The sequence below is a fragment of the Bacillus sp. FSL H8-0545 genome (assembly GCF_038006105.1).
GTDB lineage: Bacteria > Bacillota > Bacilli > Bacillales > Bacillaceae_G > Bacillus_A > Bacillus_A cereus_U.
Genome location: NZ_JBBOUO010000001.1, coordinates 381432 through 397242 on the forward strand (window position 1 = coordinate 381432; position 15811 = coordinate 397242).

The following is a 15811-nucleotide window of genomic DNA, read 5'->3' on the forward strand; positions in this document are numbered from 1 at the left end:
GAGCTTGTATTAGTATATGAAGAGTATATTTAACACGCATGGACGAGAAGAGGAGAAGGATTAGATTTATCCCGTTATTTGCCGAGCTGTAAGACAATCCGGCTGAAGCAAGAAGATAGGACTGCTCGTAAAAGTCCGATTGGTAAGGGCTAATAATCAGTGGGGGATGGACAGCCCACACTGATTAAAGTTCCACTTTATCTTTGTGAGAAATAAATAAAGCATAAGAATCAGGAATCTACATAGAGTTCAATGAAAACAGTTGCAAACTATTCATATTTTGTTATGATAGTGTTACGAAAACGTTTGCATAAAAAAATCCGATGGGATGCAAAAGGAGAGAATTAGTATGAATAAGACATGGTGGAAAGAAGCTGTCGCTTATCAAATTTATCCACGTAGCTTTATGGATTCAAATGGTGATGGTATTGGAGATTTACAAGGTATTATTGCAAAACTGGATTATTTAAAAGATTTAGGTATAGATGTAATTTGGATTTGTCCAATGTATAAATCACCTAATGACGATAATGGTTATGATATTAGTGACTATCAAGATATTATGGATGAATTTGGTACGATGGAAGACTTTGATGCATTACTAGATGAAGTTCATAAGCGTGATATGAAGCTTATTATTGATTTAGTTATTAATCATACAAGTGATGAACATCCGTGGTTTATTGAGTCACGTTCTTCTAAAGACAATCCGAAACGTGATTGGTATATTTGGCATGATGGTAAAGACGGCGCGGAACCAAACAATTGGGAAAGTATCTTTAATGGTTCTACATGGGAATATGATGAAGTGACAGAGCAATATTATTTACATTTATTCTCGCGTAAACAACCAGATTTAAACTGGGAGAATAAAGAAGTTCGTGAAGTTTTATATGATACTGTTAATTGGTGGCTTGATAAAGGTATTGATGGTTTCCGCGTTGATGCGATTAGCCACATAAAAAAAGAAGATGGTTTACAGGATATGCCAAACCCAAAAGGGTTAAAGTATGTGCCTTCTTTTGACAAACATATGAATGTAGATGGTATTCAGCCATTACTAGAAGAATTAAAAGAAAATACATTTGCTAAATACGATATTATGACTGTTGGAGAAGCAAATGGTGTGAAAATTGAAGATGCTGATCTTTGGGTTGGAGAAGAGAACGGTAAATTCAATATGGTATTCCAGTTTGAGCATTTAAGCTTATGGGATGCAGAAAAGAAGAAAGATCTTGACGTTGTTGAGTTGAAAAAAGTATTAACAAAGTGGCAAAAAGGTTTAGAAAATAAGGGATGGAATGCTTTATACATTGAAAATCATGATAAGCCACGTATTGTGTCTACTTGGGGAAATGATAAAGAATATTGGCGTGAAAGTGCAACGGCTTTAGGTGCGATGTATTTCTTTATGCACGGCACACCGTTTATTTATCAAGGACAAGAAATTGGTATGACAAATGTTCAGTTCCCAAATATTGAAGATTATGATGATGTAGCAGTTAAAAATTTATATCGTGAGAAAATTGCAGAAGGAGTATCGCATCAAGATATGATGGAAATTATATGGGCTTCTTGCCGCGATAATTCACGTACACCTATGCAGTGGAGTGCTGAAAGTAATGCTGGCTTTACAACGGGAACACCTTGGTTTGGCATGAATCCAAATTATGAAGAAATTAATGTTGAAAAGCAGAAAAATGAAGAGGGATCTATTTTCAATTTCTATAAAAAAATGATTGCCTTGAAAAAAGAGAACGATGTATTAAATTATGGTACGTATGATTTACTTTTAGAAGATAATCCGCAAATTTACGCATATACTCGTACATTAAACGATGAAAAAATCATTGTTATTAGTAATATCTCGAAAGAGGAAGCAGTGTATAATGAGGATAAATTCGCACTAAAACGCAAACGTTTGCTTTTAAATAACTATGAAGTTGCGGAACATGAACAAATAACTACAATCACGTTAAAACCTTATGAAACAAGGGTTTATCGCACTGCATAATAAAAAAGGATGCTCTTTGAGCATCTTTTTTTATTAAAAAAAAAAAATTTCTATTGCAATGTGAAAACGCTTTTATTAAAATAGATTTATGAAAACGGTTGCGTAACAAAAAAGAAGGAATCGTTTTCATAAGAGAAACAGAAATTATAATTTAAATCATTATGTTGTTATAAATAAAGGGGAGGAAGAACAGATGAAAATTACGTCTTTTGATTTTTGGCAAAAGTTCGGGAAGGCATTATTAGTTGTTGTAGCTGTAATGCCAGCAGCGGGCTTAATGATTTCGATCGGTAAGTTAATTGGGATGTCTGCTGGGGATATTAACGCAGTTCATACAATTGCTCGAGTAATGGAAGACATCGGTTGGGCAATTATTACAAATCTACACATTTTATTCGCAGTAGCAATTGGGGGATCTTGGGCGAAGGATCGCGCAGGTGGTGCATTTGCAGCACTATTAGCATTCGTCTTAACAAACAGAATTACAGGAGCTATCTTTGGCGTAAACGCTCAAATGTTAGCGGATTCAAAAACGACAGTTTCTTCAGTAGTAGCAGGAGATTTACTTGTAAAAGATTACTTTACTTCTGTACTTGGTGCACCAGCATTAAACATGGGAGTTTTCGTAGGGATTATCACAGGTTTCCTAGGAGCTACTTTATATAACAAATACTATAACTATAATAAACTGCCACAGGCATTAGCATTCTTTAATGGAAAACGATTCGTACCGTTCGTTGTAATTGTTTGGTCTACAGTTACTGCGATTGTATTATCACTTGTATGGCCATTTATCCAAAGTGGATTAAATGAGTTTGGTCGCTGGATTGCAGCATCTAAAGATAGTGCACCAGTTGTTGCGCCATTTGTATATGGAACGTTAGAACGTTTATTATTACCATTTGGATTACATCATATGTTAACGATTCCGATGAACTACACAGAGCTAGGCGGAACATATACGATGTTAACTGGCTCAAAGGTTGGACAAATTGTAGCAGGACAAGATCCATTATGGCTTGCATGGATTACAGATTTAAATAACTTATTAGCAAATGGAGATACGAAAGCATATAACGATTTATTAAATAACGTTGTACCAGCTCGTTTCAAAGCTGGACAAGTTATCGGCTCAACGGCAGCGTTAATGGGGATTGCGTTTGCGATGTTCCGTAATGTCGATAAAGAAAAACGTGCAAAATATAAACCAATGTTCTTATCAGCTGCATTAGCAGTATTCTTAACAGGTGTAACAGAACCAATTGAATTCATGTTCATGTTTATTGCGCCAGTATTATATGTTGTATATGCAATTACAACAGGACTTGCATTCGCATTAGCAGATTTAATTGATTTACGTGTTCATGCATTCGGATTTATTGAGTTAATTACACGTACACCAATGATGGTCAATGCAGGATTAACGAGAGACTTAATTAACTTTGTCATTGTTTCATTAGTGTTCTTCGGTCTTAACTTTACGTTATTCAATTTCTTAATTAAAAAATTCAATTTACCAACACCAGGGCGTGCAGGTAACTATATTGATAATGAAGATGAGTCATCAGAAGGAACAGGAAATGTACAAGACGGTTCATTAGCAACAAAAGTTATTGATTTATTGGGCGGAAAAGATAATATTGCTGACGTAGATGCTTGTATGACACGTTTACGTATAACAGTAAAAGATTTAGATGTTGTTGCACCAGAAGCACAATGGAAACAAAATGGTGCTTTAGGACTTATCGTTAAAGATAAAGGTGTACAAGCCGTATATGGCCCGAAAGCTGACGTATTAAAGTCAGACATTCAAGATATGTTAGGTGCGTAATAATATGAAATTGCTAACTTTAAATTGTCACTCTTGGCAAGAAGAGAATCAAATTGAAAAAATAAAGTATCTTGCTAAAGCAATTCAAGAAGAAGATTATGATGTGATCGCATTGCAAGAAGTAAGTCAGTCTATACAAGCTGAAAATGTATGCGGTAACAAGAAAAAAGATAATTTTGGACTTTTACTGCTAGAAGAGTTAAGAGCATTAAATGTAAAAGGATACAATATTATTTGGGATTTCTCTCATATTGGATATGATGTGTACGAAGAAGGATTAGCAATTATAACAAAGCATAACATTGTAAAGAAAGACACGTTCTTTGTCTCAGAAAATAAGGATACAACGTATTGGAAAACACGCAAAATTGTAAGTGCAACAATTGCTTATAATGATAAGAATATAACGTTTTATTCTTGCCATCTCGGTTGGTGGAATGATGAAGAAGAATCATTCAAAGACCAAGTTGATCGTTTAATGGGGCATGTAAATAGCAATGAACTTTCCTTCTTAATGGGTGATTTTAATAACAATGCTCGTTTGAAAGGAGAGGGTTATGAGTATACGATGCAAAAAGGTTTATATGACACATATGAACTAGCGATAGAGAAGGATGAAGGAACAACTGTCCAAGGAGAGATTGCTGGTTGGGATGAAAATAAACAAAAATTACGAATCGACCTAATATTAAGCAATCAAAGTAAAACAGTTAATTCTTCAAAAGTCATTTTTAATGGAACAAATCGAAATGTAATTTCTGATCATTTCGGTGTAGAAGTACAATTAGATATATAATAGAAGAAACCCTCACAGATAATGAAAAGCTGGGAGGGTTTTTTGATAAATACAAGTATTCCCAAGAGAAAATACTTGTATTTTTTATGACATTTCCTATATATTTGTTATTATTGAATGTAAAACTAATTTGGTCATTTTGTATGCATACTTTTTTAACTTCGTTATATAATGAAGTAAGTGAAATATTTAATGGGAAAAATAGTATATTTTCGTTTAATCCACGATGTAGAAAGTGATATAATTGCAAAATGTATGTATCATTTTCTAAAGAAAGAAAAATATATAATTAGGTGATTGCTTATATGAAACAGATTTGGCGTATTTATAAGACAGATTTACGGAATGTAGCCAAACATTGGGCTGCAATTGTTATTGTTTTAGGGTTAATGATTTTACCATCGTTATATGCATGGTTTAACATTAAAGCTTCTTGGGATCCTTACGGAAATACGAAAGGAATCCAGATTGCAGTTTCTAACCAAGATGTTGGATCAAATTTAAGAGGGAAAGATATTAACATCGGGGAAGAAATTGTAGATTCACTTAAGAAGGACAAAAATTTCGGGTGGAAGTTTGTTGATGAAAAGCAAGCAATTTATGGAGTAGAGCGTGGAGATTATTCCGCAAGTATTACTATTCCAAAAGATTTTTCTGAAAAGATTGCAACAGTCTTGAATGAAAATCCACAGAAACCGGAAATTGATTATTACGTAAATGAAAAAGTGAATGCCATTGCACCGAAGATTACAGCTAAAGGTGCATCGGGTCTTACAGAAGAGGTTAGTAAAAACTTTGTTAAAACAGCAAACGGTGAGATTTTTAAAATCTTTAATGATCTTGGAATCGATTTAGAAACAAACTTACCAAGTATCGAGAAGGTAAAAGATCTTGTATTTAAGTTAGAAGCGCAATTCCCAGAGATGAATACACTTATGGATAAGGCGTTAGATGATGCAACTCGAGCAGAAGATATTGTGAAAGTAGCGCAAAAAGATTTACCTGTTGTAGAGAGTGTAATAAATGATGGGCAGGAAGCATTGGCAAATTTAGATAAGTTCTTTGCAAACAACAATCAAACATTGCAAAATGCACCTGGGACGATACGAAATCATTTAACAACGGCTAAAGATGTAATGGACAAAGCAAATACGTTTACGAACTTTTTAATGAATCCAGGGATAGACCTTTCTGGTATGAAGGGATTACCTGAGTTTCCAGCACGTCCAGATCTTTCAAAGTTAAATGATGAAGGTTATAAAAATATTGCAAGAAATATTAATCAAACGGTGAATAATGTTTTAAACTCAGCACGTGCAGGAACAGCATATGGAAAAAGTGTTGTGAATGGATTGCAAAATGGACAGTTTGATCCAGAAAAGGCAAAGCAAGATCTTAATGCGGTTTCTGGAAATCTTCAAGGTCGTACAGATAGTGTTGCATACCTTATTAATGTATTTACTGAACTTCAAAAATCGGCTACGACTGATTTTGGTCAAAGCTTTTTCCAAGGGCGAGTGGATCGCTTAACTAAGCTTAAAAGCGGTATGGAAAATGCAAACAACGGTATTAAAGATATTGTAAATGTTATTGGTACAGGACAAGAAGTAAAGAAAGATGTAACAGATGTAGCAAATCAAAAACTAGATGCAGCAAATGGATTAATTGATCAAGCTGAAAAAGATTACAATGAAACATTTGTAGCAGATTATAAAAAAGCAGTTAGCACAGTTGATCAAGCTAAAGCTGATGCAAATGAAGCATACGATACTGTGAAAAATGAATATGATAAGGCAAAAAATAATTTTGAAGGTGTTATAGCAGACGTAAATAATAGAGGTGTTAATGGATTAGATAGCACAAAAGTAGCTTTAAACGATTTAAATGGTCAATTACAAGCTACTAAGAATCTAATTGGTGATGCAATTCCGGTTCTAGAAAGCACAAATAAGGTATTAGCAGATGTAAATAGTGGAAAAAACCTTAATAATGGAATTGCAAAATTGAATAAAGCACAAAATACTGTTCAAAAAGGTATAGATGCAACGAATAAGGCAACTACACTAATTAACAATGGACAGAAGCCTACAAAAGAGGTTGTAGAAAGTATTAATGAAGCAACTAAAAATGCTTCAGCTCAATTAGGAGATTTCTTAGCAACATATGATTCAGAAATTGTTCCAAACTTTAACACAGCAATTGCTCGTACAAAAGAGATGTCGAAAAATACAACTCAAATTTTAAATGATGCAGACAAAAAGCTTCCAGATGTTAAAAAATTACTAGAAGATTCATCAAAAGGCTTAGTAGACGGTAGAAAGAAATTAGCAGACATTAAAGCTGAAATGCCGGAGACTGAGAAAAAGATTAAAGAATTAGCAGATAAAATTCGTGATTTTGAATCAGAAGAGGATATAAAAGACATCATTCGTTTATTGAAAAACGATGTTGAAAAGCAAAGTGATTACTTTGCGAATCCAGTAAATTTAAAAGAGAATAAATTATTTGCGATGCCGAACTACGGTTCAGCAATGTCACCATTCTATACAGTGCTTGCATTATGGGTAGGCGCATTATTAATGGTTTCATTATTAACGGTGGAAGTACACGAAGAAGGCGCGAATTATAAGAGCCATGAAATATACTTCGGACGTTTATTAACATTCTTAACGATAGGTCTTTCACAAGCGTTTATCGTATCGATGGGGGATATATTCCTACTCGGTACGTACGTAGTCGATAAGTTTTGGTTTGTGTTATTTAGTTTATTTATTGGGGGAGTATTTGTTTGTATCGTGTACTCACTCGTTTCTATTTTCGGAAACGTTGGGAAATCGATGGCGATTATTTTACTTGTACTACAAGTAGCAGGATCGGGTGGTACGTTCCCAATTCAAATGACACCACCGTTCTTCCAAGCACTGTATCCGTTCTTACCGTTCACATATGCTATTAGTGCAATTCGTGAAACAGTAGGTGGAATGCTTTGGGATATAGTAACTAGAGATTTACTTGTGTTAAGTGCTTTCGTAGTAATCATGGTTGTGGCTGCATTATTACTGAAAAAACCAATTAACAAATCAAGTGAAAAGTTTGTTGAGAACGCAAAAGGAAGTAAAATTATTCATTAAAAATAAAAGGTTCCTACCGATAGTGGTAGGAACCTTTTTGTTTAATCAAATTTTAATTTCTTTAATGCTTCTGCGAATGGATTGTTTAATGGTTCTTCCTCTTTGTTCTGTTGTTTCATATATTTTTGGACGTCACGTTTATCAGCTTTGCTGCCGGATTCTTTTTTACGTCTTTCTTGGAATGTAGAAAGTTTCTCACGATAGCCACATTTACATGCGAAAATTTGGCCCGCTCCTTCACCACGAAGTTCTAGTTTCTTTTTACACTGAGGACAGCGTGCGTTTGTAGTGCGGGATACATTTTTACGGTGACCACATTCGCGGTCTTGGCATACAAGCATTTTACCTTTTTTACCGTTTACTTCTAACATTGGTTTACCACAGTCTGGACAAGACTTCGTTGAAATGTTGTCGTGCTTATATTTTTTATCGCTTGATTTAATTTCAGTAACAATTTCCTTCGTATAGTTCTTCATTTCTGAAATGAATACTTCTTTCTTTAACTTTCCTTTAGCGATAGCTTCTAACTTTTGCTCCCATTCACCAGTTAGTGTAGGAGATTTCAGTTCTTCTGGCACTAAATCAAGTAACTGACGGCCTTTTGAAGTAATATGAATATCTTTACCACGTTTTTCAAGTAAGAACGAATTGAATAACTTGTCGATAATATCAGCACGTGTAGCTACAGTACCTAATCCACCAGTTGATTTTAATGTATCAGCAAGTTGTTTGTTTTGCGTATCCATGTATTTTGTTGGGTTTTCCATCGCTGAAAGTAATGTTGCTTCATTAAAACGTGCAGGTGCTTTCGTTTGACCTGATGTTTGGACAATTAGTTTTACGTTTAATGTGTCGCCTTTTTCGATGCGAGGTAAGATTTGTTCTTTTACATCATCGATTGCATCATCATCTTCAAATCGATTTTCATAAACCTTTTTCCAACCAGCATGTAAAATCGTTTTTCCACGTGCGATGAACGTTTCGTCACCAATTTGCGTGCGCAATGTTAGTTGTTCATATTCAAAGGCCGGGAATAAAACAGCTAAGAAACGTTTTACAACTAAGTCATAAATTTTACGTTCTTTATCGGTGAAAGCTGAGAAGTTTACATAGCTCTCTGTTGGAATAATTGCGTGATGATCACTTACTTTACTATCATCAACAAATGATTTATTAGATTTTACAGGTTTCTGCAATACTTTATGTGCTAAAGGACGGTATTCTCCAACTCCACAAGCCTTCAGACGCTCTGGAAGTGTTCCGACAATATCAGATGAAATATAGCGTGAATCTGTACGAGGGTACGTTAAAACTTTATGCTGTTCATATAATTTTTGCATAATGTTTAATGTTTCTTTCGCAGAGTAACCAAATATTTTATTCGCATCACGTTGTAGCTCAGTTAAATCGTAAAGACCAGGAGCGAACGATTTCTTTTGTTTTTTATCAATGTCTACAACAGTAGCGTTTTGCTTACTAATTTTGTTCACGATTGCATCAGTTTTTTCTTTATTAAAGCTACGGCTATTTCCTTTTGTATCTTGCCAAGTTAGCTTTAATCTCTCAGCTGTTTGAGCTTCGATACCATAGTAAGTTTGAGCTTTGAAATGTTTGATTTCATCTTCACGGCTTGCAATCATGGCTACAGTAGGTGTTTGAACACGACCACAATTTAGTTGGGCATTAAAGCGAGTAGTTAATGCTCGAGTCGCATTAAGCCCGATATACCAGTCAGCCTCTGAACGTGCGACAGCCGAAGCATATAGATTTTCATATGCTTTTCCTGGTTTTAAATTTGCGAAGCCATCTTTAATTGCTTTATCGGTAACAGATGAAATCCATAGACGTTTAATCGGTTTCTGCATTTTAACTTTATCGATAATCCAGCGTGCGACCAACTCTCCCTCACGACCGGCGTCAGTAGCTATAATGATTTCATTTACATCTTTTCTAATAAGCTGACTTTTCACAGCGTTAAACTGTTTCCCTGTTTGTTTAATAACTGTTAATTTCAAACGCTCCGGTAGCATCGGTAAATCTTCTAAATTCCAATTTTTATATTTCACATCATAGCTTTCTGGATCAGCTAATGTAACGAGATGACCTAAAGCCCAAGTTACAATATATTTACTACCTTCAAGATAGCCGTTTCCTTTTTTATCACATTTCAGTACACGCGCGATATCACGTGCAACAGAAGGTTTTTCAGCAATTACAATACTTTTTGCCATTTAATCGAACTCCTTTATTAACTATATATCGTCTAATATACCACAGTTTTCAAGAGGGAATGTAAAGGAGCCCCCTACCTTATAGGAGGCCACTGAAAAACGTAAGTTTTTCAGTGGCCTCATTTATTGCGCTTATTGTTTTATCAGTTGCGTCTATTTTCATTGGTGTAAAAGATGTTAGTCTGAATGATATTTTGCATATGGAAAGGTAAAGAGCTTGTTATTTTACTAGAATAAGAGTAGACTCTGAAGTAAGTGAATAAGAAGCACATGGGGGTTTGTGGATGCAAACTGAGAGTATGACTAATAGTCCGTCATTGACCATTTGAACCTGTTGGATAATGCCAGCGTAGGGAGAGTGTAAAAGCACATGTTCAGGCACTTTGCGTACGCGCAAAGTGCCTTTTTGTGTATCTCCCATCACTATAGTTAGGAGATGAAAAGGATGAATATGAAAGAAATTAGTAAAGTAGTGGATTTGGTAAGAGAGTCTAATCCGCTCGTTCATAATATTACAAATGTTGTTGTAACGAATTTTACAGCAAACGGTTTATTAGCATTAGGGGCATCGCCTGTAATGGCGTATGCAAAAGAAGAAGTAGCAGAAATGGCTAGCATTGCAGGAGCCCTTGTATTAAATATGGGTACACTTCGTCCTGAAGAGGTAGAAGCGATGTTACTTGCTGGTAAATCAGCAAATACGAATGATGTACCAGTATTGTTTGATCCAGTTGGGGCAGGAGCAACTTCTTATCGAACAGAAGTTGCGAGATATATTCCAGCTGAAATCGATTTAACGATAATTCGTGGAAATGCAGCTGAAATTGCTAATGTTATTAATGAGAAATGGGAAATTAAAGGTGTAGACGCTGGTACTGGAAATGGTAATGTTGTAAATATTGCAAAACAGGCAGCGGATGAATTAAATACAGTTTCGGTGATTACTGGAGAAGAAGATGTTGTTACAGATGGAGAGCGAACTATTCTTATTCGAAATGGCCATCCTATTTTAACGAAAGTTACTGGAACAGGTTGTTTACTAACTTCTGTAATAGGAGCATTTGTAGCGGTAGAAAAGGATTATGTAAAGGCAGCAGTAGCCGCATTAATATTCTATGGGGTAGCAGCAGAAATAGCGGCTTCGAAAACAGTAGAGAATGGACCAGGAAGTTTCCAAATTGAGTTTTTAAATCAGTTAGCGAATACAACTTCAGATGATATTGAGAAGTATGGAAAGATTGAGGTTATCCAGTAAGGAGGGGAACTAGATGTCGCGTATTACAATGGATGAAATGTCTAGGTTATTACGAGTATATTTTATTATGGGAAGTAACAATTGTACGAAGGAGCCACTACAAGTATTGAGAAATGCACTAGAAGGTGGGATAACAATTTTTCAATTTCGTGAAAAGGGAGAAGGGGCTTTAGCGGGAGAGAAACGTATTGATTTTGCGAAGGAACTACAAGCGCTTTGCAAGGAGTACGGTGTACCATTCATCGTAAATGATGATGTGGAACTAGCCCTCGAGTTAGATGCAGATGGCGTGCATGTTGGACAAGATGATGAAGGAATTACATCTGTTCGTAAAAAAATGGGAGATAAAATTATTGGAGTATCTACACATACAATTGAAGAAGCACGCTGGGCGATTGAAAATGGAGCCGATTATTTAGGAGTTGGTCCAATTTTCCCGACGAGTACGAAAAAAGATACGAAAGCGGTTCAAGGAACGAAAGGTCTAAAGTATTTTAGGGAACAAGAGATTACAATACCGATCGTTGGGATTGGTGGGATTACAATTGAAAATACTGCTTCTGTTATAGAAGCGGGTGCGGATGGTGTTTCAGTTATTTCAGCGATTAGCTTAGCAGAATCTGCGTATGAAAGTACGAAGAAATTAGCTGAGGAAGTAAATAAGAGTTTGTAGAGTCGCAAAATGGGTTGTTTCGTTTATCCTGCTATTTGTGGGAGCCCTGCTGCCCGTAAAGGTCCGATTGGTGAGGGCTAATAATCAGTGAGGGATGAACAAAATCCCCACAGATTAAAGCTTCACTTTATTTAAACAAACGTTTGATTAAAAAAGCACAAACCCTTTAGAATTGTAGGTTTGTGCTTTAATTTAAAACATAATTGAAATTAAGAGCATTCCAATTCCGATAGAAGTGAATGTTGCAATTAGGCCCGGAATCATAAAGCTATGATTTAATACATATTTACCGATGCCTGTTGTACCAGTACGGTCAAAGTTAATGGCAGCAACGATTGTCCCGTAGTTTGGAATGAAGAAGTATCCATTTACCGCAGGGAACATTGCAATAAGTAATGCCGGCGGAATACCAAGTGATAGTCCAAGTGGCACTAAAGCACGAACTGTTGCTGCTTGGCTATACAGTAAAATAGATAGAATGAATAGTGCGATAGCAAATAGCCATGGTGCACTTGTTACTAAGTGTTGAATTGATCCTTGAATTATATTTAAGTTTCCGTTGAAGAACGTATCTCCCATCCAGGCGATACCAAAAATAGCAACAACTGCTGTTGCGCCTGCTTTAAAGACGTTACCAGTTACAATGCTTTCCACATTTGGTTTACAGAAAATAATAATAAGAGCAGCAATGGTTAACATGACCATTTCAATTGTGTTTGGCATTGACAGACGAACTAATTTCCCATCAACCATCCATCCTGGACGCAGTGTTTCAAATGAACCGAGAAGTACAACAAGGAAAGTTGCGACTAGGAAAAGAATAACTGATAATTTCGCGCCTTTTGAACCTACAAATTCTTTTTTCTCTTCAAGTTTAGGAATCATTCCCTCTTTTAATCGCTTCAAGTATTCAGGGTCTTCATTTAATTCTTTTCCCATTTTACTAGCAACGAATGCAGCTACCATACAAGCGATGAAAGTAGAAGGGATACTGACTTTTAAAATATCTAACAGGGTGATTTTATAGTCGGCTAACATTGCTAAAAGTGCAACTGTTGCAGCCGATATTGGACTAGCTGTAATTGCCTGCTGGGAAGCGATAACGGCAATTGACATTGGTCGTTCAGGTCTAATTCCTGATTCACGAGATACTTCGGCGATAACGGGAAGTACAGAATAAGCGACATGACCAGTTCCTGCGCATAGCGTGAATAAATAAGTAACAATAGGAGCAAAAAATGTAATGCGCTTTGGATTTTTTCGTAATGCTTTCTCAGCAAGGTAGACGAGATAATCCATTCCTCCAGCAGCTTGCAAAGCACCGGCAGCTGTAATTACTGCTAAAATCATAAGCATTACATCAATAGGAGGAGCTGTAGGTTGTAAGTGGAAGACGAAAACAAGTATTGCCATACCAACGCCACCCATTACTCCTAGACCAACTCCGCCTAAGCGTGCGCCAATAAAAATGCAGAGTAGTAAAGTAAGAAATTGTAGCCAAAACATGATAAACTACCTCCGAAATTCGTAAGTTAAGATATATCCAAATAGTTTAATTTGAATGAAAATTAAATGAATATCTGGAATAATCCTTGTGTTATATACGTTTTTTATTATATAACACAAGAAATGTAACATTCACGTATTTTGTTAAATTATTTCGAAAAAATAATACATTAAAACTTCATATTTAGATCTCTAAATAAGTGGACATTTTAATTTTTATGTTGTAATCTTTGAAAGAGAATATTTAAATTCTCATAGAACTCCCATATCGTTCAACTCGTTCAACGAGAAAGGCAAACTGATGGAAACATGAGGACGCAAAACTACAGGGGCTAAGGTCAAACGACTATGCTAGCCAGTTACCGGACGGATAGGGTTGGTTTTGACCAATGCTTTTTCATTGGTCTTTTTTTTTGGGTTTATATTTGAGAATGGTTATCAATTAAAGGGTGTGTTTTGAAATTATTATTTTGTATTAACTGAATTAAGGAAGGTAATGTGAATGAAAAAATATTGGCATAAGCTATCGTTTCTTCAAAAGAATGTATTGTTAACTGTACTCGTTATTTTAACGCTTGTTGGTAGTATGGGGGCGTTAAGTTTTAATATGTTTCAAAATAGTATGATGTCTATATTTGAAAGACAGTCTATTGAAACGGGAGATACGGTATTACATAAATTAGAGGCAGAAGTAGTAAGAGATGTCGCGAAAAACCCGACGGCACAAAAAGAAAAAAGAGCTAAATTAACAGAGCAGTTAGATGAAGTTACAAAAGAATTGAAAAGTGTTGGACAAACGTATGTTGTTGGAGCAAAAACAAATGCAAAAGGTGAGCTTCAAGTAGTTGGTTTGGCTACAGAATTAGCGAATGCTGTTCAAGTAAAACCAGGAGACTATTATGAACAACCAGTTCGTTGGATGAAGGCATACGATAAAGTAATGGCCACGAAAAAAGCACAAATGACGGAAATATATGAAGATGAACTGGGATCATGGGTAACAATATTAGAGCCAATTACAGATGGAGAAGAAAATATTGTTGCAATTGTTGCAGCTGATTTAGATGCGTCTATTGTTCCTAGTACAAAGAAGAAATTTATTATGCAAGGTTTAATGTTTATTTGTATTTCAGTTTTAATTGCGACTTTTATTCAATTCTTGATTGTACGTAATTCACTTGCTCCATTACAAGATTTACGTGAAGGATTACGTAAAGTGGGTGAAGGAGATTTAAGTATTGAATTAGTGGAAAGACAAGATGATATCGGTATTATTAATTCGTATTTTAATAACACAATTGAGAAGTTTAAAGGAATTATAGATAAAGTGAAGCAGACGGCAGAACAGGTTTCTTCATCTTCGCAAGAATTGTCAGCAAGTACAGAGGAGAATAGTATGGCAGTTCAAGAGATTGCGGGTTCTATTGTAGGATTAAGAGCTAGTGCTCAGTCGCAAGAAACTTCTGTACAACAATGTTTATGGATTGTACATGAAATGGAACATAAGATGGAAGAAATAACAGGGGCTGCGAAACAAGTTGCCACTACTTCAGAAGGTATGGAGCAACATTCGGTTGAGGGTAATGGAGTTATTGAACAAATTATTAATCAAATGAGTTCAATTCAAAAAGCAGTACAAGATTTATCTTCTATCATTTATTCGTTGGAAACAAGATCAAAACAAATAAGTGATATTGTAACTGTAATTACAGGTATTTCAAATCAAACGAATTTATTAGCTTTAAATGCTTCCATTGAAGCTTCACGTGCTGGGGCAGCTGGAAGAGGGTTTGCCGTTGTTGCTGATGAAGTGCGTAAATTAGCAGAACAAACAGAAGCATCAGCAAAAGATATAGCTAAATTAATAGGGGAAACACAGGCTGAAGCAGAAGATGCTGTAGTTTCAATGCAGAAAGGTTCAAAAGAGGTAGAGTCTGGAATTACACTTGTTCAAAGTAGCGGTTCATTCTTCGAGAAAATTTCAAAATCAGCACAATCTGTTACAAATCAAGTTAGAGCCGTTTCTAGCAATTCAAGTGATATTCTGCAAAATAGCCAAAATATTGTACAAGTTGTAAATGAGCTATCTCATATTGCAAATACATATGCAAACAGTAGTAGTAACGTTGAAGAGAGTATGAAGGAGCAAGAAATGTCTGTGCAAGATATAGCAGAATTAGCTAATTCTTTAAGTTGGCTTTCACAGGAGTTACAAGAGTTGATTGGAGAATTTAAAAGTTAATAAAAAATATAAGGTGTAGATATAATCTGCACCTTTCTTTCTTTAATTAATAGTCTAATATATAAATTTAAGGATGTTGGGAGTGAAACTTTAATCAGTGGGGGATGAACACCCCCACTGATTAAAGTTTCA

9 protein-coding genes and 2 riboswitches are annotated in these 15811 nt (G+C 35.5%); of the genes, 7 read left to right on the forward strand and 2 right to left on the reverse strand.

Annotated elements, in window-relative coordinates:
- The first annotated feature begins 349 nt into the window (after positions 1–349).
- From MHI07_RS02050 to MHI07_RS02065, 4 genes are all read left to right on the forward strand, one after another.
- Entirely contained in the window at positions 350–2014 is a 1665-nt protein-coding gene (locus MHI07_RS02050) for a glycoside hydrolase family 13 protein (RefSeq protein WP_340821680.1), read from the forward strand.
- A gap of 193 nt (positions 2015–2207) precedes the next feature.
- A complete protein-coding gene (locus tag MHI07_RS02055; protein ID WP_340821682.1) occupies positions 2208–3845 on the forward strand; it encodes a PTS transporter subunit IIBC in 1638 nt (545 codons plus the stop codon).
- 4 nt (positions 3846–3849) lie between these two features.
- Positions 3850–4641, forward strand: coding sequence for an endonuclease/exonuclease/phosphatase family protein (locus tag MHI07_RS02060; RefSeq protein ID WP_340821684.1), 792 nt, complete (start codon positions 3850–3852; stop codon positions 4639–4641).
- A gap of 305 nt (positions 4642–4946) precedes the next feature.
- The gene (locus MHI07_RS02065; protein ID WP_340821686.1) at positions 4947–7772 is read left to right on the forward strand and encodes a YhgE/Pip domain-containing protein; all 2826 of its coding nucleotides are present in this window, start codon (positions 4947–4949) and stop codon (positions 7770–7772) included.
- A 41-nt stretch (positions 7773–7813) separates the two neighbouring features.
- Here MHI07_RS02065 and topB read toward each other — a convergent pair whose 3' ends face one another.
- A complete protein-coding gene (topB, locus tag MHI07_RS02070) occupies positions 7814–10003 on the reverse strand; it encodes a DNA topoisomerase III (protein ID WP_340821688.1) in 2190 nt (729 codons plus the stop codon).
- A gap of 260 nt (positions 10004–10263) precedes the next feature.
- Positions 10264–10376: riboswitch (TPP riboswitch) on the forward strand.
- 72 nt (positions 10377–10448) lie between these two features.
- On the opposite strand from topB, the gene thiM reads away from it, so the two are divergent.
- On the forward strand, positions 10449–11258 hold the full coding sequence (gene thiM / locus MHI07_RS02075; protein WP_070138684.1) for a hydroxyethylthiazole kinase: 810 nt from the start codon (positions 10449–10451) through the stop codon (positions 11256–11258).
- Between the two features lie 13 nt (positions 11259–11271).
- The gene (thiE, locus tag MHI07_RS02080; protein ID WP_078173521.1) at positions 11272–11931 is read left to right on the forward strand and encodes a thiamine phosphate synthase; all 660 of its coding nucleotides are present in this window, start codon (positions 11272–11274) and stop codon (positions 11929–11931) included.
- Between the two features lie 192 nt (positions 11932–12123).
- Here the strand turns inward: thiE and MHI07_RS02085 are convergent, their stop codons facing one another.
- A complete protein-coding gene (locus MHI07_RS02085) occupies positions 12124–13437 on the reverse strand; it encodes an anaerobic C4-dicarboxylate transporter family protein (protein WP_016103429.1) in 1314 nt (437 codons plus the stop codon).
- 282 nt (positions 13438–13719) lie between these two features.
- Positions 13720–13804: riboswitch (cyclic di-GMP riboswitch) on the forward strand.
- Positions 13805–13939: 135 nt separating this feature from the next.
- On the opposite strand from MHI07_RS02085, the gene MHI07_RS02090 reads away from it, so the two are divergent.
- Entirely contained in the window at positions 13940–15679 is a 1740-nt protein-coding gene (locus MHI07_RS02090; protein ID WP_340821694.1) for a methyl-accepting chemotaxis protein, read from the forward strand.
- Positions 15680–15811: the final 132 nt, after the last annotated feature.